The sequence below is a fragment of the Clavibacter sp. AC415 genome (assembly GCF_979252985.1).
Genome location: NZ_CEEDAR010000014.1, coordinates 198440 through 218261 on the forward strand (window position 1 = coordinate 198440; position 19822 = coordinate 218261).

10 protein-coding genes and 9 pseudogenes are annotated in these 19822 nt (G+C 74.2%); 10 read left to right on the forward strand and 9 right to left on the reverse strand.

The window, feature by feature from the left end:
- Positions 1-30 precede the first annotated feature (30 nt).
- A pseudogene (locus tag ACZ411_RS05750) lies at positions 31-1153 on the reverse strand (histidinol-phosphate transaminase).
- A gap of 103 nt (positions 1154-1256) precedes the next feature.
- Here ACZ411_RS05750 and ACZ411_RS05755 point away from each other — a divergent pair.
- The 4 genes and pseudogenes from ACZ411_RS05755 to ACZ411_RS05770 all read left to right on the forward strand — a co-directional run.
- Positions 1257-1835: pseudogene (locus tag ACZ411_RS05755) on the forward strand (alpha/beta fold hydrolase); the annotation flags it as partial.
- A gap of 622 nt (positions 1836-2457) precedes the next feature.
- On the forward strand, positions 2458-3024 hold the full coding sequence (locus ACZ411_RS05760; protein WP_464169286.1) for an esterase/lipase family protein: 567 nt from the start codon (positions 2458-2460) through the stop codon (positions 3022-3024).
- Between the two features lie 31 nt (positions 3025-3055).
- Positions 3056-4521 (forward strand): annotated as a pseudogene (locus ACZ411_RS05765) (MFS transporter).
- Between the two features lie 301 nt (positions 4522-4822).
- The gene (locus ACZ411_RS05770; RefSeq protein ID WP_464169134.1) at positions 4823-5122 is read left to right on the forward strand and encodes a hypothetical protein; all 300 of its coding nucleotides are present in this window, start codon (positions 4823-4825) and stop codon (positions 5120-5122) included.
- On the opposite strand, the pseudogene ACZ411_RS05775 reads toward ACZ411_RS05770, so the two are convergent.
- Positions 5117-6135: pseudogene (locus tag ACZ411_RS05775) on the reverse strand (NAD(P)H-quinone oxidoreductase). The gene ACZ411_RS05770 and the pseudogene ACZ411_RS05775 sit on opposite strands and share 6 nt — an antisense overlap.
- A gap of 141 nt (positions 6136-6276) precedes the next feature.
- On the opposite strand from ACZ411_RS05775, the gene ACZ411_RS05780 reads away from it, so the two are divergent.
- Positions 6277-6843, forward strand: coding sequence for a YceI family protein (locus ACZ411_RS05780; protein WP_104291068.1), 567 nt, complete (start codon positions 6277-6279; stop codon positions 6841-6843).
- Between the two features lie 99 nt (positions 6844-6942).
- On the opposite strand, the gene ACZ411_RS05785 is transcribed toward ACZ411_RS05780, so the two are convergent.
- The 4 genes and pseudogenes from ACZ411_RS05785 to ACZ411_RS05800 form a co-directional block, all read right to left on the reverse strand.
- Positions 6943-7443 (reverse strand): alpha/beta fold hydrolase, encoded by a 501-nt coding sequence (locus ACZ411_RS05785; RefSeq protein ID WP_464169288.1) that lies wholly within the window; start codon positions 7441-7443, stop codon positions 6943-6945.
- A 61-nt stretch (positions 7444-7504) separates the two neighbouring features.
- Positions 7505-7729, reverse strand: a pseudogene (locus ACZ411_RS05790) (alpha/beta fold hydrolase); the annotation flags it as partial.
- 143 nt (positions 7730-7872) lie between these two features.
- Positions 7873-8916: an FUSC family protein gene (locus ACZ411_RS05795; protein WP_094115737.1), complete on the reverse strand. Its 1044-nt coding sequence runs from the start codon at positions 8914-8916 to the stop codon at positions 7873-7875.
- A gap of 54 nt (positions 8917-8970) precedes the next feature.
- Positions 8971-12403, reverse strand: a pseudogene (locus ACZ411_RS05800) (DNA polymerase III subunit alpha).
- Between the two features lie 115 nt (positions 12404-12518).
- Here ACZ411_RS05800 and ACZ411_RS05805 point away from each other — a divergent pair.
- The 4 genes and pseudogenes from ACZ411_RS05805 (at position 12519) to ACZ411_RS05820 (ending at position 16157) form a co-directional block, all read left to right on the forward strand.
- A pseudogene (locus ACZ411_RS05805) lies at positions 12519-13888 on the forward strand (glucose-6-phosphate dehydrogenase).
- Between the two features lie 126 nt (positions 13889-14014).
- On the forward strand, positions 14015-14785 hold the full coding sequence (locus ACZ411_RS05810) for a dienelactone hydrolase family protein (protein WP_464169137.1): 771 nt from the start codon (positions 14015-14017) through the stop codon (positions 14783-14785).
- A 605-nt stretch (positions 14786-15390) separates the two neighbouring features.
- Positions 15391-15645: pseudogene (locus ACZ411_RS05815) on the forward strand (LCP family protein); the annotation flags it as partial.
- Positions 15646-15878: 233 nt separating this feature from the next.
- Positions 15879-16157: a hypothetical protein gene (locus ACZ411_RS05820; protein ID WP_464169139.1), complete on the forward strand. Its 279-nt coding sequence runs from the start codon at positions 15879-15881 to the stop codon at positions 16155-16157.
- Positions 16158-16203: 46 nt separating this feature from the next.
- Here the strand turns inward: ACZ411_RS05820 and pnuC are convergent.
- Together pnuC and ACZ411_RS05830 are read right to left on the reverse strand one after the other, a co-directional pair.
- A pseudogene (gene pnuC / locus ACZ411_RS05825) lies at positions 16204-16903 on the reverse strand (nicotinamide riboside transporter PnuC).
- Positions 16904-17099: 196 nt separating this feature from the next.
- Entirely contained in the window at positions 17100-17426 is a 327-nt protein-coding gene (locus ACZ411_RS05830; protein WP_464169141.1) for a DUF6504 family protein, read from the reverse strand.
- A 251-nt stretch (positions 17427-17677) separates the two neighbouring features.
- Here ACZ411_RS05830 and ACZ411_RS05835 point away from each other — a divergent pair, with 251 nt between their 5' ends.
- Positions 17678-18547, forward strand: coding sequence for an aldo/keto reductase (locus ACZ411_RS05835; protein ID WP_464169143.1), 870 nt, complete (start codon positions 17678-17680; stop codon positions 18545-18547).
- Positions 18548-18685: 138 nt separating this feature from the next.
- Here ACZ411_RS05835 and ACZ411_RS05840 read toward each other — a convergent pair whose 3' ends face one another.
- Positions 18686-19783, reverse strand: coding sequence for an App1 family protein (locus tag ACZ411_RS05840; RefSeq protein ID WP_464169145.1), 1098 nt, complete (start codon positions 19781-19783; stop codon positions 18686-18688).
- Between the last annotated feature and the right edge of the window lie 39 nt (positions 19784-19822).

Consider the following 19822-nt stretch of genomic DNA (forward strand, 5'->3'; position numbering starts at 1 on the left):
ACCCGCCGCCGCGAGCCCGCGGTCGATCGGTCAGGCGTCGCGCGGCGTCCCGAGCACGTCGTCGAGCGCGTCGCGGAACGCGGCCGTCTCCTCGGGCGTGCCGACCGAGACGCGCAGCCAGCCCTCGGGCCCGGTCTCGCGGATCAGCACGCCGCGGTCGAGCAGCCCCTGCCAGACCGCGTGGCGGTCGGGGAAGCGGCCGAAGAGCACGAAGTTGGCGTCCGACGGCGCGACCTCGAAGCCGCGTCCGCGGAGCCAGTCGACGAGGGCGTCCCGCTCCGCCCGGAGCGACGCGACCTGCGCCAGCAGCACGCCGCTGTGGCGGAGCGCCGCCGTCGCGCTCACCTGCGTGATGCGCGACAGGTGGTACGGCAGGCGCACGATGCGGAGCGCGTCGACCACCGCGGGCGACGCCGCGAGGTAGCCGAGCCGGCCGCCCGCGAACGCGAACGCCTTGCTCATGGTGCGCGACACGATGAGCCGCGGGTGGTCCGGGAGCAGCGACGGCCGTTGGGACGCCCGCGCGCGCCGGAACTCGGCGTAGGCCTCGTGGATCACGACCACGCCCGGCGCCACGGACAGGACGTGCTCGATCTCGCGCGTGGTGAGCGCCGTCCCCGTGGGGTTGTTCGGCGAGGTGAGGAAGACGACGGCGGGCCGGTGCTGCTCGACGAGCGCCGTGACGTTCCCGAGGTCGAGCGTGAAGTCCTCCTGGCGGCGGCCCGAGACCCACGTGGTGAGGGTGTTGCGCGCGTACTCCGGGTACATCGCGTAGTGCGGCGCGAAGGAGAGGGCGACGCGGTCGGTCCCGCCGAAGGCCTGGAGGACCTGCTGCAGGACCTCGTTGGAGCCGTTGGCCGCCCACACGTTCTCCGGTCCGAGCGGGAGCCCGCTGTCGGCCGCGAGGTAGTCGGCGAGCTCGGTGCGGAGCTCGAGGAACTCGCGGTCCGGGTAGCGGTTCAAGCCGCCCCGCGGCCTCGAGGACCGCCTGGCTGATGGCGCGGGCCGCCTCGTCGGGCAGCGGGTACGGGTTCTCGTTGACGTTGAGGAGCACGGGGACGTCGAGCTGCGGGGCCCCGTAGGGCTCCTCGCCGCGGAGTCCGTCGCGGAGGGGCAGGTCGGCGAGGGTCGTCCTCGACCAGTCGGGGCTCATCGGGTCTCCTCGGGGTGGGCGGGTGCTCCATCCTCCCATCGCCCGGGCGCGCGCGGTCCCTGCCACGGCGGACCCCCGGCGGCGGCCCGCTAGGGTGCAGAGGATGCGCTCCCCCTCGCCCAGGCTCGCCCGCGTCCGGCGACCGGGGGACGTCCACCGCACCGAGTCGTCGCCGCCGCGCTGGCTCCTGCTCTCCCGTCGCTACGGCTCCCGGGCCATCCCCGTCGACCACGACCTCGAGCGCCGCACGGTGCTCGGCTTCCGCGTGGCCATCAAGGTGTTCCGCTCGCCGGGCGCCAACGCCGGGCGCACCCGGTCGTCCGCGCCCGCGGGCATCGGCTCGGCGGGTCCCGCCGGCATCTCGGGGACCGCCGGCTCCCCGGCGCGCCGACCGTCCTTCGTCCTCGTGCACGGGATCGGCGTCTCGTCCCGCTACTTCCACCCGGTCGCCGCCCTCCTCGCCGAGCACGGGGACGTGTACGCCGTCGACCTGCCCGGCTACGGCGAGTCGCCGCGCGTGCGGCGCGACGTGACGCTCGCCGACCACGCGGCCGTCGTCGCGGAGGTGGTGCGCATGCACGGCCTCGTCGACCCCGTGGTGGTGGGCCACTCCATCGGGTCGCAGATCGTCGCCCGGCTCGCCGTCGACCACCCGGAGATCGCCGACCGCATCGTGCTCATCGCGCCGACGCTCGACCCGCGCAAGCGCGGCGTCGTCCGCGCCGGGCTCGCCCTCGCGCACGACACGCTGCGGGAGCCGCTGCTCTCGAACGCCGTGGTGCTCGGCGACTACTTCCTGCGCTGCGGCATCCGCTACTACCTGCGGCAGCTGCCGCACCTCATCGGCGACCGCGTCGAGGAGCGCGCCGGCCGGATCCGCGCCCGCACCCTGGTGATCGTCGGGCACCGCGACGCCGTCGTCGACCGATCCTTCGCGCGCGCCCTGGCCGCCGCGATCCCGCGCGGCAGCCTGCGGGTGGCGAACGGGCCGCACGTCGTGATGCTCACGGATCCCGTGGGCGTCGCCCGGGCCGTCGATCGAGCATGCCCGCGTCGGCTGACCCGGCCGGTCCGCGGAGCGCGGCCGGACCCCGCACCCCCGTCGGGCCCGGGCAGGATGGACGGGTGGCACGCGAGTGACGGGACGCACCCGGCGGCCTCGCCCCGCTGTCGGCGCTGCGGCAAGGCGTGGGACTGGGCGCTCGACTACGCCTACGTCCTCCGCTGGCGGCTCGCGGCGACCCTGGTCCCGCGACGACGCGCACGCGTTCGAGGACGGTCGCGACGACCGGCCGACGATCCTCGTGCTGCCGGGCGTGTACGAGCGGTGGCAGTTCATGCTGCCGATCATCCGCCGGCTGCACGCGCGCGGGCACGGCGTGCACGTCGTCGGCGCGCTGGGCGCCGACGCGGGCCGGGTCGCGGAGATGTCGCGACGCGCCCGGGCCTACCTCGAGGCCGAGGACATCCACGACGTCGTGATCGTCGCGCACAGCAAGGGCGGCCTCATCGGCAAGCACCTGATGGCGTTCGGGGACCCCGACCGGCGGATCCGCGCGATGGTGGCGATCAACGCCCCGTTCCTCGGCTCCTCGTACGCGCGGCTGTTCCCGGTCCGCAGCATCCGCGACTTCTCGCCGCGGAACCAGGCGCTCGTGGAGCTCGGCCGCTCGCGCGAGGTCAACGCGCGCATCACGAGCGTCTTCGCGCGGTTCGACCCGCACATCCCCGGCGGGAGCGCGCTCGAGGGCGCCGTCGACGAGCGCGTCGCGGCCTCCGGCCACTTCCGGATCATGGGCGACGAGGACGTGCTGCGGCGCGTGGAGGCCGCGATCGACCGGGCGGGATCCGCGGGCCGCCCGCCCGCCTGACCGGGCGCCGCCACGGCGCATACTCGAGCGCATGCCCCGTGCCGCCGCCCCGTCCGCCCGTCCCGACGGCCCGGCCGACGGAGGGTCGGGGGCGTCGGCGGACGGCCGCGGGCGCACCGTGCTGGTGGTGGCGGTCCTCGCCTCCTCGTCGCCTTCCTCGACGGCACCGTCGTGAACGTCGCGCTCCCCGCCATCGGCGACGACCTCGGCGGCGGCCTCGTCGTGCAGCAGTGGGTGGTCGACGCGTACCTCATCACGCTCGGGGCCCTGATCCTCCTCGCCGGCTCCCTCTCGGACGCCTTCGGCCGCGTGCGGGTGCTCCGCTGCGGGCTCGTCGGCTTCGGCGTCACGTCCCTCATCTGCGCGGTCGCCCCGACGGCGGGGATCCTCATCGCGGCACGCGCCGCCCAGGGCGCGGCCGGGGCCCTCCTCGTGCCGAGCTCGCTGGCGCTCATCGCGCAGGCCTTCCGGGGCCCGGCGCAGGCGCGCGCCATCGGCTCGTGGACGGCGTGGACGGGCACGGCCATGCTCGTGGGCCCCGTCCTCGGCGGAGTGCTGGTGGACGCGCTCGACTGGCGGCTCGTGTTCGGCATCAACGTGCTGCCCATCGCCGTGACCCTGGTCCTCCTCGCCCGGCTGCCGCACGATGCGCCGGTCGCCGACGGCACGCGCGTGGACACGCCGGGCGCGGTGCTCGGCGCGCTCGGCATCGGCGGCCCCGTATTCGCGCTCATCGAGCAGTCGCGGCTGGGCCTCGGGCATCCGCTCGTGATCGGGAGCCTCGTCGTCGGCGTCGCGTGCCTGGTGCTCTTCGTCGTGCGGGAGTGGCGGACGCCGCACCCGATGCTGCCGCTCTCCCTCTTCCGCGAGCGGGACTTCCTGGTGGGCAACCTGGCGACCGTCGGCATCTACGGCGCGCTGTCGCTCGGCGGCTTCGTCATCGCCGTGTTCCTCCAGCAGACCGGCGGCCTCTCGGCCACGTCCGCCGGCTTCGCGCTGGTGCCCACGACGGTCATCATGCTGCTGCTGTCGACGCGGTTCGGCGCGCTGGCCGGGCGCATCGGACCGCGCCTCCTCATGGGCGTGGGGCCGATCGTCGCCGGCGCGGGCTACCTGCTGATGCTCCGCGTCGGCGAGCCCATCGACTACCTGGGGCAGCTGCTCCCCGGCATCCTGGTGTTCGGCCTGGGCCTGTCCATGACGGTCGCGCCCCTCACGTCGACGATCCTCGAGGCCGTGCCGTCGGCGCAGGCCGGCATCGCGTCGGCCGTCAACAACGCCGTCAGCCGCGTGGCCGGCCTCGTCGCCATCGCCGCCATCGGCCTCGTCGCCGGGCCCGTGCTCGACGTGGCCGCCTTCCATCGGGTCGTGCTCGTGACCGCGGCGCTGCTCGTCGCGGGCGGGCTGGTGTCGCTCGTCGGCATCCGCTCCCGGCGCGGGGCCGGCACCCCGGCGGAGCCCGTGGCCGGGCGCGAGCCCTCGGACGGAGCCGCCTGAGCGGTGTGGAGGCCCGCCGCGCGCCGGCAGCCGGAGCCGTCAGGATGTCCGGGCCCCGTGCATCGACCGCCCCCGTCGGTGCCGTCGGGCCTCGCCGCCCGACCGCCCCTCCATCCGACAGGACGACCATGCCCGCTCCGACGAGCGCACCGCGCACCATCCCGACCACCGCCCCCGCCCGGCAGACCGGCCGGGTCCTCGGCCTCGCGCTGGTCCTCGCCGTGCTGCCGGCCGCTGTGCTCGTCCCCGCCGCGCCCGCCGAGGCGCAGGCGGGGCACCGCATCTGCGGGGGTACCGGATCATGCCGAACGGCGCGGTGTCCGAGGCGTACATCGTGAAGGTGTGGAAGGAGGGGAGCGCCACCTGCGCGGCGAAGGACGCGTTCATCCAGCGCGCCATGCAGGAGGGCAGGGGCCTGGCCTCCGGCTTCTGGCGGATGGAGACGTGCGAGCACGTCGGCGAGGAGCTGCGGGAGCCCACGCACAGGAGCCCGCGGGTCCCGCACCTCGAGGTCCCCGTCGACCCGTGCGAGGGGATGGCGACGAACGTGATCTACCGCGCCGTGCCCTCCATCGACTACCCCGGCAGGAGCCCCTCATGACGGAGTACCACCGCTGACGAGCGCGGCGTCGCCGGCCTGGACCGCGAGCAGCACCTTCCCGACGTGCGCCGAGGACGCCACGCGGGCGTGGGCGTCCGCCGCGTCGGCGAGCGGGTAGACCCGGTCGACGACGGGGCGCACGGAGCCGTCGGCGACCGCCGGCCACACGTCCGCGAGGATCGCGGCGATGATCCGCGCCTTGTCGTCGGCGTCCCGCGCGCGAGCGTCGTGCCCCACACGCGCCCGCGGCGCGCCATCAGCTGCCCGAGCGCGATGCTCGTCGGCGCCCCGCTCTGCGCGCCGATCACCATGATCCGGCCGTCGCGGGCGAGGGCGCGGATGTCGCGGTCGATGTAGTCGCCGCCGATCGCGTCGAGCACGACGTCGGCGCCGTGCCCGTCGGTGGCCGCGAGGAGCGCCGCCACGAAGTCCTCCTCGCGGTAGTCGATGAGGATCCCGGCGCCGAGCGCGCGGCAGGCCTCGAGCTTCGCCGGGCTGCCGGCGGTCACGGCCACGCGGGCGCCGAGCCGCGTCGCCAGCTGGATCGCCATGGTGCCGATGCCGCTCGACCCGCCGTGGACGAGGAGCGTCTCGCCGGGCTGCAGCCGCGCGTCGAGCACGACGTTCGACCACACGGTCGCCACCACCTCGGGCAGGCCCGCCGCCTCCACGAGGTCGAGCCCGTCGGGCACCGGGAGGACGTGGCGCTCGTCGACGGCGACGAGCTCCGCGTATCCGCCGCCCGCGAGCAGGGCGCACACGCGGTCGCCCACGCTCCAGCGCGAGGCGCCCGGGCCGACGGCCTCGACGGTGCCCGACACCTCGAGGCCGAGGTGCGTCGGGGCCCCGGCGGGCGGCGGGTACGCGCCCTCGCGCTGGCTCAGGTCGGCGCGGTTGACGCCCGCGCCGGCCACGCGGATGAGGACCTCGCCGGACCCGGCGACCGGGTCGGGGAGCTCGTTGAGGGAGAGGACGTCGGGGCCGCCGGGGGCGGGGAAGGTGATCGCGCGCATCCCGCCACGCTACGCGCCGGGCAACAGCGCCCGAAAAGTACGTGAACTCGCAAATGAATCGGGAATGGATCCCGGATCCATGCGCTTGCATACCCTCGAGGCCGTCGGCCCGACCCATGACCCCGTACGAGAGGCACCAACATGAGCGACACCACCACCGTCCCCGGATACATCGCCGGCACCTGGACCATCGACAAGACCCACAGCTCGGTCGGGTTCAGCATCCGCCACATCATGATCAGCAAGGTCAAGGGCACGTTCAAGGACTTCGACGCCGAGATCGTCACCGGCGCTACCCCCGAGCAGAGCTCGGTGAAGGCCCACGCGACCATCGTCTCGATCGACACCAACGAGCCGAACCGCGACCAGCACCTGCGCACCAACGACTTCTTCGACGCCGAGAACAACCCCACCATCGACTTCGTCTCCACCGCCGTGCGCGTCGAGGCGGACGGCGACGCGAAGATCGACGGCGACTTCACGATGCGCGGCGTCACCAAGCCCGTCACGTTCGACGTCGAGTTCGGCGGCTTCGGCAAGGACGCGTACGGCAACACCAAGTTCGGCGCGACGGCCACCGCGGTCGTCAACCGCGAGGACTTCGGCCTCACCTACAACGCGGCCCTCGAGACCGGCGGCGTGCTGCTCGGCGACAAGGTCACCATCACGCTGGACATCCAGGCGGTCCTCGCGACCCCCGCGGCCTAGCCACCCCGCGGGGCTCCGGCCCCGCACCTCCCGCGCTCCGCGGATCCGACGCCCCCTCTCCTCCCGGGACAGGGGGCGTCGTCGTGCCCGCCGTCCGGCTCAGCCGAGGCGGCCGAGCGCGCGCAGGGTCTCGACGGGGCGCTCGACGTGCGCGAAGTGCCCGGCGTCCCGGACGACCGTCGACCGGAGCGTGGGGATCGTGCGCGCGAGGAGGCCGAGGTCGGCCGGGGAGACGAAGACGTCGTCGTCGCCGCGCACGGCGACGACCGGGCACACGATGCGCGCCCAGAGCCCGTCGGCGTCGTAGCCGCGCGTGACCTCCGCGGCGAGGGAGAACGCGCGCGGACGGGCCTCCGTCGCGATGGCCGCGACGACGGAGGCGCGCACGCGCCAGCCGTGCGCGAAGAGCGGCAGGGCGACGGGGCGCATCAGCCGGATGCGGCCGACCCCGCGGATGAGCGCGGTGCCCGGGCGGCCGAGGCGGCGCATGGTGCGCATCACCCCGAGCATCATCGTGAAGCCGGGGATGACCCGGAACGCGCGGACGGGATGCGCGACGCTCTCGATGACCGAGTAGGTGGTGGGGGAGACGAGCTCCACGGCAGACCGCGCGACCCGGTTCCCGGGCCGCCAGGTGCAGGGCGATGAAGCCGCCCATCGAGTGGCCGACGAGGCGCCAGCGCGCGTAGCCGAGGCCGTCGACCACCGCGCGGACGGCGTCGGCGATGGCGTCGACGGTGGCCTCCCCGTCCGTCGCGTCGAGCTCGGAGCCGCCCCATCCGGGCAGGTCGATCGCCACCACGTCCGAGAAGGGGACGCCCGCCTGGCGCGCGGTGCGGAGCAGGGGCGTCCACGTGGTCCAGGAGCCGGCGGCGCCGTGCAGCATCACCGTCGCCGTGTCGGAGCCGCGGCGCTCCGCGTGGTGGTGCCGCACGGCGCCGAGGCCCGTCGGCGTGGTGCCGGGCACGAGGCCCGAGGCGCCGGGATCCGGGTCGAGCTCGAGCGGGCTGTAACCGGGGAGCGGCCGTGTCACTCGGCTCCGCCGATGATCTCCGAGCGGATGCGGCGGATGTCCTCCAGGAGCGAGCCGATGAGGATCCAGTGCTCCTCGCTCGGCTGCATCACCACGAGGGGCGCGGTGAGCGCCGGCTCCTCGTGCGGGGGCGCGCCGGCCTCGCCGTCGACGGGGATCGCGTGCTCGGCCAGCAGGCGGACGTCGTGGGCGGCCCGCGTGAGCTCGGTCGCGATGCCGCGCACCACCGGCTCCTCGGCGAGCGACGGGTCGTAGCGGTCGTGCACGGCGCGCGTCATGCCGACGATCCGGTTGACCAGCACGGTGAGCGTCGCGAGCAGCTCCCGGTCGGCCTCCAGGAGCGTCCGGTGCCGCCGTCGGAGCGGGTTGAGCGTCAGGCTCTCGAGCCCCCGGTCGACCTCGGCGACGGCCTGCGTGTGCCGCGGCCGCAGCTCGCGGGCGACGAGCAGCATGCGGTGCAGCTCCTCCCGGTCGACGGGCTCCGCCAGCGCGCCGGCCAGCCGGTCGAGGGCGGCGGCGCAGTCGCCCGCGAGGCCCACCACGGCGCGTCGGCTCGCCTCGTGCAGCACGGGCGGCGCGATCGCGAGGTTGACGACGACGCCGATGGCGGCGCCGAGGATCGTCTCCACGATGCGGTCGACCGCGTAGACCGGCGAGAGCTGGCCGATCGCGAGCACGAGCATGGCGCTGATGGGGATCTGCGTGCTCGACCCGGGCGTCAGCCGGAAGACCCAGCCCACGAGCACCGCCACGACGACCGCGGCGAGCACCACGCCGCTCGACGTGCCGAACGCCAGGCCGAGGACCAGCGCGAGCACCACGCCGGTGATCACGCCGAGGCTGCGCTCGACCGCCTTCCCGAAGGTCTGGTTGATGCTCGGCTGCACGACCAGCAGCGCGGCGATGGTCGCGAAGATGGGCAGCTGCGCGGGCAGCAGGGCGATGCAGGCGAACCAGGCGATGACCGCGGCGACCGAGGTCTTGACCACCTGGACGAACGGGATCCGCGTGGTGGTGCGGACGGTCGTGGTGATGCGCACGTGCGGCCTCCGGCGGCGGTCTCGGGTGCCTCCATCATCCCGGAGCGGGACCGGTCAGGCGACCCGGGCCTCGTCGCCCTCGGCACCGTCGCCGCCGCCCGCCGCCGCGCGCTGCCGCCGGGCGTCCTGCCAGCGCGCCCACATCTCCTTCAGGTCCCACGCGTCCTCCGCCTGGATGGAGACGCCGCGCTCGCCCGTGCGCCGCGTGCGCCCGCGGATGACGAGCAGGCGCGTGCCGAACAGCATGGGCCCCGCCCGCTGCTGCGCCTCGTCGAAGAAGGTGGAGTCGGAGCAGCCGGTGCCGTCGTCGAGGCTGATGAACACGACGCGCTTGCCGCTGCGCATGGGCGGGGTCTGGGTGGCGATGCGGATCCCCGCGACGACGACCTCGGATCCGCTGCGCATCCCCAGCAGGTCGCCCGCCGGGACGACCCCGAGCTCGTCGAGCATCGGCCGGTAGCTCTCCAGCACGTGCTCGGTGACCTCCATCTGCAGGATGTCGAGCTCGGCCACGACCCGCTCGCGGCCGTCCGGGTCGGGCGAGCCGCGCGGGATGAGGTCGCGGTCGTCGACGAACAGCGGCAGCTGCCCCGACGGATCCGCGGGCCGCGCGGCGCGCGCCGTGAGCCGCCGGACGAACGCCATGACGTCGCCGCGGGATGCCGGTCCGCGGGCGGCGAGGTCGTCGGCGGACGTCGCGAGCGAGTCGAGCGCGCCCACCGCGGCCAGCCGCTCGAGCAGCGCGCGCGACGGCTGCGCCTTCGCGTAGAAGTCGGTGATGGAGTCGTAGGGCTGCCCCCGCTCGATGCGCTCCATCTCGGCCGCGCTCATGCCGTGCACGTCCTGCAGCGACAGCCGGATGCCCAGCTCGCCGATCCGCGTGCGCCCCGTGGTCGCCTCGCCCTCCACGCGCTCCACGCGGTAGACGCCCCGCGACAGGTTCACGTCGAGCGGCAGCACGGGCACCCCCATGCGCCGGGCCTCGGTGAGGAGCAGGCGCTTGGGGTACATGCCGGGGTCGTGGGTGAGGATCCCCGCGAGGAACTCGGCCGGGTAGTGGGTCTTCAGCCACGCGCTCTGCCAGGTGGGCAGGGCGAACGCCGCGCCGTGCGCCTTGCAGAACCCGAACGACCCGAAGCCCTTCAGCGCCTTCCAGACGCGCTCGACGTCGGCGTCGGAGAACGGGCGCACGCCCGTGCGCCCGTCGACGTGCCGGGCCGTGTCGCTCCCGGAAGGCGGCCTCGACCACGGTGTCCTGCCGCTCCATGTTGCGGCGGAGCTCGTCGGCCTCGGCGAGGGAGACCTGCATGCAGTCCGCGAAGATGCGGATGACCTGCTCGTGGTAGATGACCACGCCGAAGGTGGGCGCGAGGAACGGCGCGAACCGGGGGTGCAGGTAGTCGGGCCGGGTGATGCCGTGCTTCGTGTCGAGGAAGGGCGCGACCATGTTGCCCTTCATGGGGCCCGGCCGGAACAGCGAGATGTCGGCGATGAGGTCCTCGTACACGTCGGGCTGCATCTTGCCGATGAGCTCCCGCTGGCCAGGCGACTCGATCTGGAACATGCCGAGCGTGTGGGTGGTGCGGATGGCCTGGAACGTCTCCTCGTCGTCGTGCGGGATCTCGTCGAGCTCGATGCGGCCGTCGCGGTGCACGTAGCGCGCGTCCACCGGGACGCCGCCCGCGACGGCCGAGCGCGTGCCGTGGATGCGGTGGATCTCCTCCAGCGCGTAGGCCATGGTGCTCTGCATCCGGACGCCCAGGATGTCGAGCTTCAGGAGCCCCATGTCGTCGATGTCGTCCTTGTCGAACTGGCTCATGGGCAGGCCCATGCCGCTCGGCTGCACGGGGCTCGTGCTGAGGAGGTCGGAGTCGCCGAGGATCACGCCGCACGGGTGCATGGAGATGTGCCGGGGGAGGCGGTCGAGCCGCTCGGTGAGGTCGACCAGCAGGTCGATGCTCGGGTCGTCGCGCACGAGGTCGGCGATGGGCTTGAGCTCCGGCTTCGTCTCGAGCACCTCGCGGAACTCCCGCGCGTTGAAGCGCCAGATGTTCTTGGCGATGAAGTCGATCTGCTGCTCGTCGAGGTCGAGCGCGAGCCCCGCGTCGCGCGCGGCGCCGCGCGCCCGGTAGGTGTTCTGCATCGACAGCAGCGTGACCCGGTTGCTGCCGTACCTCTCGAACACCCGGTGGTAGACCTCGTGCCGCCGGGCGGACTCCACGTCGATGTCGATGTCGGGCAGCGTCGAGCGCACCTTGCCGAGGAAGCGCTCGAAGAGGAGGTCGTGCTCGAGCGGGTCGACGTTGGAGATGCGCAGGAGGTAGTTGACGAGGCTGCCCGCGCCGGATCCCCGCGCCTGGTTGCGGACGCCCATGTCGCGCATGAGGGAGCACACGTCGGCGACGGTGAGGAAGTAGGTGGCGAAGCCGAAGCCCGTGATGGTCTGCAGCTCGGTGCGCATGCGGGCGAGCACGCGCTGCCGCATCGACTCGTCGACGTGCCCGAACCGCTCGGTGACGCCCGCCTCCGCCTTCCGCCAGAGCGCCTCGTCCGGGTCGCCCGTGACGCCGATGACCGACTTCTCCGGCAGCTTCGGCTTCCGCCAGGCGAGGTCCGAGTCCGGATCGAGGCGGCAGCGGTCGGCGAGCTCCTCGGTGGCGCGCAGGAGCGCCTCGCCCGCCCGCCGGTCGAGCGACGACGTGCCCGCGATCTCCCGGGCGATGCCCTGCATCTCGGCGGGCGGCTTGAGCCACGCCTGGCCGTTGGGCTGGAGGCGGAACGAGCCGAGCGGCCGGAGGGTGCCCGCGGCGTCGAGCACGTCGCCCGTGAGGGCGTCGTCGGGCTCCAGGTAGCGGACGGCGTTGGTGAGCACGGCGGGGACGCGGTGGGCGTCGGCGAGCTCCATCATCCGCGCGGCGTGGCGGAGGCTCGCGGACTCGCCGGGCTCCGTGTAGTGGCACACCACCTCGACGACGACCGCGCCGGGCAGGAGCCTCGACCACTCGGCCAGGTGGCGGGACGCGAGCGCGTGGTCGCCCGCCGCGACGGCCCGGCCGACGTCGGAGTCCGGCCCCAGCATGACCGTGCCGACGGGCCCGTCCTCGCCGAGGAGGAACGCGGGCGGACGGGTGCGCGGGATCCCCGCCGGCGCGCTGCGCGCGGTGCTCCGTGCGGTGCCGCGCCCGTGGCTCGCGCTGATGAGGCGGCTGAGCGCCGCCCAGCCCTGCCCCTGCACGCCGCCGTGGGCGAGCACGGTCACGCGGCCCGGGTGCTCGCCCGTGAGGCCGAGCTCCGCGCCGACCACGGGGGAGACCCCGGCCGCGATGGAGCGGCGGATGTGGCGGACGGCCCCGTAGAGCCCGTCCCGGTCGGTGACGGCCGCGGCCGACGCGCCGCGCTCGGCGACCCGGTCGACCAGCGTCTCGGGCGCCGTGGTGCCGAAGTGGGCGGAGAACGCGGACGCGACGTGCAGGTGGGTGAAGCTCACGTGCACCTCCCGGCGATGTCCCCTCGCGTCCTCCCCGGACGCGTCGTTCGAACAGATGTTCGACTCGCCCAGTCTAGGTCGGCTCCCGCGCGGTCGCGACCCGTAGTCTCGGAGGATGACCAGCGAACCCTCCACCCTCGTCATCCTCGGCGCCAGCGGCGACCTCACGGAACGCCTCCTCCTGCCGGGTCTCGGCAGCCTCGTGGCGAGCGATCGGGGGCGCCGCATCCAGCTCATCGGCACCGGTCGGAGCGAGCGGACGCCCGAGGAGTGGACGGGCACGGTCAAGGCCGCGTTCGACTCGGTGGACGCCACGGGGCGCCGGGCGGCGGGCATCGTCTCGTCCACGAGGTACGTCCAGGCCGACCCCACCGACCTCGACGACCTGAAGCGCATCCTGGAGGCGTGCGAGGGCGCCCCCGCCCTCTACTTCGCGCTCCCGCCGGCCATCTCCATCAAGGTGTGCGAGCAGCTCGAGAGGATCGACCTGCCGGAGGGCACGACGCTGGCGCTCGAGAAGCCCTTCGGGTCGAACAGCCGGAGCGCAGCCCAGCTGAACCGCCAGCTGCTGAAGCTCGTGCCGGAGGACCGCATCCACCGCACCGACCACTTCCTCGGCCTCTCCACGGTGCTCAACCTCGTCTCGCTGCGCTTCGCCAACCGGTTCTTCGAGTCGGTGTGGAGCGCGCGCGACATCGAGAAGGTCGAGATCCTCTACGACGAGACCCTGGCGCTCGAGGGCCGCGCCGCGTACTACGACAAGTCGGGCGCGCTCGTCGACATGATCCAGAGCCACCTGCTGCAGGTGCTCGCGGTGTTCGCCATGGAGCCGCCCGCCAGCATCGACCCGGACGACCTGCGCTCGAACATCGCCTCGGTGCTCCGCGCCACGGAGGTGTGGGACGGCGACCCGGTGGCGCACAGCCGCCGCGCCCGCTACACCGCAGGGATCCGTCGAGGGCGCCAAGGTCCCCGCCTACGCCAAGGAGGACGGGGTGGACCCCGCGAACCAGACGGAGACGCTCGCCGAGGTCACCTTCGGCATCGCCAACGCCCGCTGGGCCGGCGTCCCGTTCCGCCTGCGCTCGGGCAAGGCCCTCAAGGAGGCGTCCAAGCGCATCGTCGTCACGTTCAAGCCCGTGGCGCACCTGCCCCGAGGGCTCCCACGGGTCGGCCCGGCCCGACCGGCTCGTCATCGACCTGAAGCCCGACAGCATCTCGCTCGAGGTCACCATGGACGGCACGGGCGAGCCCTTCACGCTCACCCAGGCCACCTTCCGCACGCAGTTCGCGCAGCCGGAGCTCACGCCGTACGGCGAGGTGCTCGACGGCATCCTCGCGGGCGATCCGCGCCTGTCGGTCCGCGGCGACGTGGCCGAGCGCTGCTGGCGCATCGTCGCGCCCGTCATGCGCGCCTGGAAGGGCGACCGCGTGCCCATGGCCGAGTACCGCGCCGGGTCCGTGGGCCCGACCGCCTGGCGCTGATCGGCTCCGACCCGCGCCGACCCGCGTAGAGCCGCGCGGGTCGGGGCTGACCCGCTTCGCCTGACGGCTCGCTGGGGGTCGTGGTCCCGCCGCGGCGGCGGCCCGGTCGCGCCCTAGCGTGAGGGCATGCCCGTCACGCTCACCGAGATCCCGCTGCCCGCCGCCGGCCCCGGAGCGTCTCCGGGCCTCCACGGCGTCCTCGCCGTGCCCGAGGGCGAGGGGCCGTGGCCGGCGGTCGTGGTGGTGCACGAGGCGTTCGGCGTGACCGCCGTCATGCGCCGCCAGGCCGAGCGCCTGGCGGAGGCCGGGTTCCTCGCGCTCATGCCCGACCTCTTCTCCGCCGGCGGCGCGCGCCGCTGCCTCGTGTCCACGTTCCGCACGCTCGCCGCGGGGGAGGGGCGCGCGTTCGTCGACGTCGAGTCCGCCCGCCGGCTGCTCGTCGGCCGGGCCGACTGCACCGGACGCGTGGGCGTCATCGGCTTCTGCATGGGCGGCGGCTTCGCCCTCGCGGCGGCCTCCCGCGGCTTCGACGCGTCGAGCGTCAACTACGGCATGCTCCCGGCGGACCTCGACGGCGTGCTCGACGGCGCCTGCCCGATCGTCGCCAGCTACGGCGGGCGCGACCGTCAGCTGGCGGGATCCGCCGACCGGCTCGAGGCCGCCCTCGCCGTGCACGGGATCCCGCACGACGTGCGCGAGTACCCGGACGCCGGTCACGCGTTCCTCAACGACGCCGAGACGGGTCCGCGCCCGCTGCGTCCCGTGCTGCGGGCCGTCGGCATGGGACCCGAGCCCGCCTCCGCGGCGGACGCGTGGCGCCGCATCGACGCGTTCCTCGACGCGCACCTCCGCGCCGACCACCGGGGCGGCGCCCCGGCGGGCGCGGCAGGCTCCTAGCGCATCCGGCCGCGCGCCGAGGAGACGCTCCACCGGCCTCGGTTACCCTGTGGGGATCCGGGCGACCACGCCCGAGCCTCCCCGCCCGGCGACGAGAGACCCACCATGCAGCATGCCCCCCAGAGGACCCGCGCCGATCGGGCCCGCGTCAGCGGCATCGCCCGCCACGGACGACTGCGCGCCCCGAGCGCCGGTCGCGCGGTGGCGAAGGCCGTCGCCGCGATCGCCGCGGTGTCGCTCGTCGCGACGGTCTCCGTCGTCGCCATCGCCTTCTGGGACCTCTCCCGCACGGTCTCCGCCAACCAGGTCGACATCTCCGGCGGGCAGTCCCTCCCGCCGTCGCTCGGCGGCATCGACGGCGGCGCGAACATCCTCATCGTCGGCAGCGACAGCCGCGCCGGGCCAGGGCGACGGGTACGGCGCCGCGGCGGACGTGGGCACGGCGACGCTCAACGACGTGACGATGCTCCTCCACATCAGCGAGGACAGCACCCGCGCCACGGTCGTCTCGTTCCCGCGCGACATGCTCGTCCCGATCCCCGCCTGCGAGGGTCGCCGATGGCACTCAGTACGCGGCATCGACGCGCGCGCAGCTCAACGAGTCCCTGTCCCGGGGCGGCTTCGACTGCACCGTGCGCATGGTCGAGGGCCTCACGGGCCTCGACATCCCGTACGGCGGCGTCGTGCAGTTCAACGGCGTGGTCGAGATGTCCAACGCCGTGGGCGGCGTCGAGGTGTGCGTGGCCAACGGCATCTACGACCCCAAGACCGACCTGTCGCTCGACCCGGGCCTCCACAGCCTCAAGGGCAAGGACGCCGTGCAGTTCCTCCGCACGCGCTACGGCGTGGGCGACGGCAGCGACATCTCCCGGATCGGCAACCAGCAGGTGTTCCTCAGCGCTCTCGTGCGGACCATCAAGAGCACGGACACGCTGACGAACCCCGCGAAGCTGTACGGCATCGCGACGCGCCGTGGTCGACAACATGCAGCTGTCCACCTCGCTCGCGGACCTCGACACGCTCGTCTCGGTGGCGCTCGCCTTCAAGGACATCCCGCTCGACGACGTCGTGCTTCCTGCAGTACCCCGGCACGGTGCTCGCCAACGGCCGCGTGCAGCCCGACGAGGCGGCCGCCGCGCAGCTGGTGGGCCTGCTCGCGTCGGACGCGGACTTCTCCCTCGGCCAGGCCGCGCCGTCCGACGAGTCCGGCAGCGTCCCCGCCGACGGCGCGACCACGCCGCCCGCGACGGAGGAGCCCCCGACGGACGGCTCGACGCCGACCCCCGCGCCGTCCTCCACGTCGGAGGTGCTCGACGCGAGCATCACCGGGCAGACCGCGGCGCAGAACACCTGCTCCAACGGCCAGGGCTGATCCGAGCGGCATCCGCAGCGGACCAGCCGCCGCGGCGGGTCCGGGCCTAGCGGTCGGTCGGCGCCTCGACGATGCGCGGATCCGGGAACGCGGTCTCCACGGCGGGGGCGTCGCCGCCGCGCGCCCGCATCCAGACGAAGAACCCCACGAGGGTGAAGGCGCCGTAGAAGACGTACATGAAGGCGGACGCGTAGTAGCCCGCGCTCACGAGCAGCGGCACGCCCACGAGGTCGACGGCGACCCAGATCAGCCAGAACTCGACCCAGCCCTTGGCCATGCCGTAGGTCGCGAGGAGCGAGCCGACGAAGATCCAGGCGTCGGCCCAGACGGGCTCGTAGGAGCCGAGGGCGCGGAAGACGGGCGTGAGGATCGCGGTCCCGCCGATCAGGGCCACCACCAGCAGGACCCGCTGCCGGCCCGAGGCCCACTGCGGGACGACCGGCGCGCCGCCGTGCCGGGCCTGGCGCCAGCGGTGCCAGCCGTAGACGGAGACGGCGATGAACATGACCTGGCGTCCGGCCTGGCCGAGCAGGTTGACGGGGTTCGGCGTGCCGAAGACGGCGCCGAGGAACACGGTGAACAGCAGCACGTTGCCGACGATGCCGACCGGCCACGCCCAGACCTTCCGGCGCATGCCGCCGAGCGCGCTGGCGAGGCCGAAGAGGTTGCCGACGATCTCGCGCGCAGAGCACCGTCTGGTCGCCGATGCGGAGCTGCGCGTCGAACAGCCACTCGAGTGCCGCCATGCGGGTCCTCCTCCGTGCGCCGCGGTCCGGGTGATCGCGTGCGGGGACGCCGTGCGCGGCGCCGCAGGGGTGAAGCCGCGGATGCGCCGTGCTATTCCCCGTGAGCCGCCGTGCGTCGCCGTGCGTCCTCCCGCGGCGAGCGCCCGGCCATGGCGCGGCGGCCACGGCGGCCACGGCGGCGACGGCGGCCGCGGCGTCAGGCGAACAGGCGCGTGTCGAGCTCGTCGTCCGACGCCGTGACGAGGGACCACCTGCCGCGCGCGTCGACGCTCAGGTCGAACGAGCCGTCCACCCGGCACGCGCCGGTGGTGAGCGGCACGGCCTCGACGCGCCACATCCGCATCTCCAGCAGGTGGGCGCTCGCGCCGCGGGGCGCGCGGCCCGTGCGCTGCCACCAGTCGACCCGCGCGATCCACCGCTCGGGCGAGCTGACCACCCCGTAGACCACGCCCCGCCAGGTGAACCGCAGCGGCGAGCCGTCCCCGGAGAGCTCGACCTCCACGTCCTCGTCGATCCGCATCATGCCGCTCCTCCCGTCGTCGCGCCGGCCGCGCCTCGTCGTTCGAACGGGTGTTCGAACCTCTTCCTCGAGTGTAGGAACGGGTGCCGACATCCGGGAGGGGAGCGGGCGGATCCACCTCACCCTCGACCGGAGGCTGAGGGTCGGGTGCGCATCCCGTCCGTCGGGCATGGATCGACGCCCGCGGGCGTTGACCCTGGAGTCCCGAGGGCGGCAGACGCCGGCCTCGTCATCGACACCCGAGGAGGGTCCACATGACCGACACCACCGCACGCCCCGCCGGCGCATCCGGCACGTTCTCCCTCGGCGGCGACCTGCCCGTCGTCCGGCTGGGCTACGGCACCATGCAGCTCACGGGCGACGGCGTCTGGGGCGCCCCCGAGGACCCGCAGGAGGCCGTCCGCGTCATCCGCCGCGCCGCCGAGCTCGGCGTCACGTTCTTCGACACCGCCGACTCCTACGGCCCGTTCGTCGCCGAGGAGCTCCTCCGCGAGGCGCTCCACCCCTACGCGGACGACGTGGTCGTCGCCACCAAGGGCGGGCTCACCCGCCCCGGCCCCGGCGACTGGCGTCCCGTCGGCCGGCCCGAGTACCTGCGCCAGCAGGCCGAGCTGAGCCTCCGCCACCTCGGGCTCGAGCGCATCGACCTGTACCAGCTGCACCGCATCGACCCGGCCGTCCCGCTCGCCGACCAGATCGGCGTGCTGAAGGAGCTGCAGACCGAGGGCAAGATCCGCCACATCGGCCTGTCCGAGGTTCAGGTGGACGATGTGAGGGCGGCCCGCGAGATCGCCGACATCGTCTCCGTGCAGAACCTCTTCAACCTCGCGAAGCGCGACGCCGAGCCGCTGCTCGACTACGCCGAGGCCGAGGGGCTCGCGTTCATCCCGTGGTTCCCGCTCGCGACCGGCGAGCTCGCGAAGGACGGCGGCCCGCTCGACGCCCTGGCGAAGCAGCACGACGCCACCCCGTCGCAGCTCGCGCTCGCGTGGCTCCTCCGCCGCTCGCCCGTCATGCTGCCGATCCCCGGCACGAAGTCGGTCGCGCACGTCGAGGACAACATCGCCGCCGCGGGCATCGAGCTCACGGACGACGAGTTCCAGGCGCTCACCGACGCCGTCTGATCCCCGCACGCACGAGGGCCCCGCAGGACGCGTCCTGGGGGGCCCTCGTGCGTGCGTGGGTCGACGCGCGCTGCGACCCGACGCGCGCTGCGACCCGACGCGCGCTGCGACCCGACGCGCGCTGCGACCCGACGCGCGCTACGACCCGATCCGCGTCCCCGAGTCGTCGGCGAGGCCCAGGTCGTCCAGCTGCGCGAGGAGGCTCGCGCCGTCCGGGGCGTAGACCCACGGCACGGAGCTGTCGAGCGCCCGGCGCTCCGCCTTGGCGCGGCCGCCCGCGAGGACGGCCTCGCCGGCGCTGAGCTGGCGGATGAGCACGACCTTGACGTTGTCGGGGTGCCGCTCCGTCATCTCGCCGTAGAGGAGCTCGTCGTGCTGCCCGTCGTCGCCCGCGAGGATCCACTTGACGCGCGGGAACTCCTCGGCGAGCCGCTCCAGGTTCAGCCGCTTGTGCTCCATGCCGCTGCGGAACCACCGGTCGACGGTGGGACCCCAGTCGGTGAGGAGGATCGGACCCGGCGGGTACAGGTTCCGCGACAGGAACCGGGTGAGCGTGGGCGCCACGTTCCACGCGCCGGTCGACAGGTAGATGACGGGCGCGCCGGCGTGCCGCACCCGCAGCCGCTCGTAGAGCACGGCCATGCCGGGGGTGGGCGTCCGCGCGTGCTCGTCGAGCACGAACGTGTTCCAGGCGGCGAGGAACGGCCGGGGGAGCGCCGTGACCATGACGGTGTCGTCGATGTCGCTGAGGATGCCGGTGCGCACGTCGTCGCCGACGATGAACACGGGCGCCTCGACGGTCTCCGACCCCGCCGACCGGATGCGGATGGTGTGCCAGCCGCTCGGCAGGCTCGCCTCCACGACCGTGTCGACGACCCCGCCGCGGTCCGCCCGGACGTGGTGCTCGGTGCCGTCGATCTCCACCACGACGTCGACGTCGGTGAGCGGCACGCTCGTGAAGCTGCGCCAGCCGCGGACGACCTTGTCGCCGGCCAGGGCGCGCTTGCTCTTCGGGTCGGTGAGGAGGACGCGGCAGAGCACCCGGACCCAGCGCACGGATCCGTACCCCGCGTAGGGGATGACGGTCGGGTGCAGGCCGCGCTTGCGGGCCCGGCCCTCGCGGATCTCGTGGATGCGGTCCTCGATGCGCGCCGCTCGGTGCAGCACGGGTGCGGCGGCCGGCGACTCGAGGAGCGTGCGGGTCGCGTGCTTCTTCTTCTTCGAGGAGGGGGCCACGCGCCCAGTCAACCAGACCCGGGGAGCCGCCGGACGCCG

Bases quoted from the DNA above. Each gene is read 5' to 3' on its own strand.
- ACZ411_RS05830 (WP_464169141.1), bottom strand. From the start codon at position 17,426: ATGATGCGGATCGACGAGGACGTGGAGGTCGAGCTCTCCGGGGACGGC.
- ACZ411_RS05780 (WP_104291068.1), top strand. From the start codon at position 6,277: ATGAGCGACACCACCACCGTCCCCGGATACATCGCCGGCACCTGGACC.
- ACZ411_RS05810 (WP_464169137.1), top strand. From the start codon at position 14,015: ATGCCCGTCACGCTCACCGAGATCCCGCTGCCCGCCGCCGGCCCCGGA.
- ACZ411_RS05835 (WP_464169143.1), top strand. From the start codon at position 17,678: ATGACCGACACCACCGCACGCCCCGCCGGCGCATCCGGCACGTTCTCC.
- ACZ411_RS05770 (WP_464169134.1), top strand. From the start codon at position 4,823: ATGCCGAACGGCGCGGTGTCCGAGGCGTACATCGTGAAGGTGTGGAAG.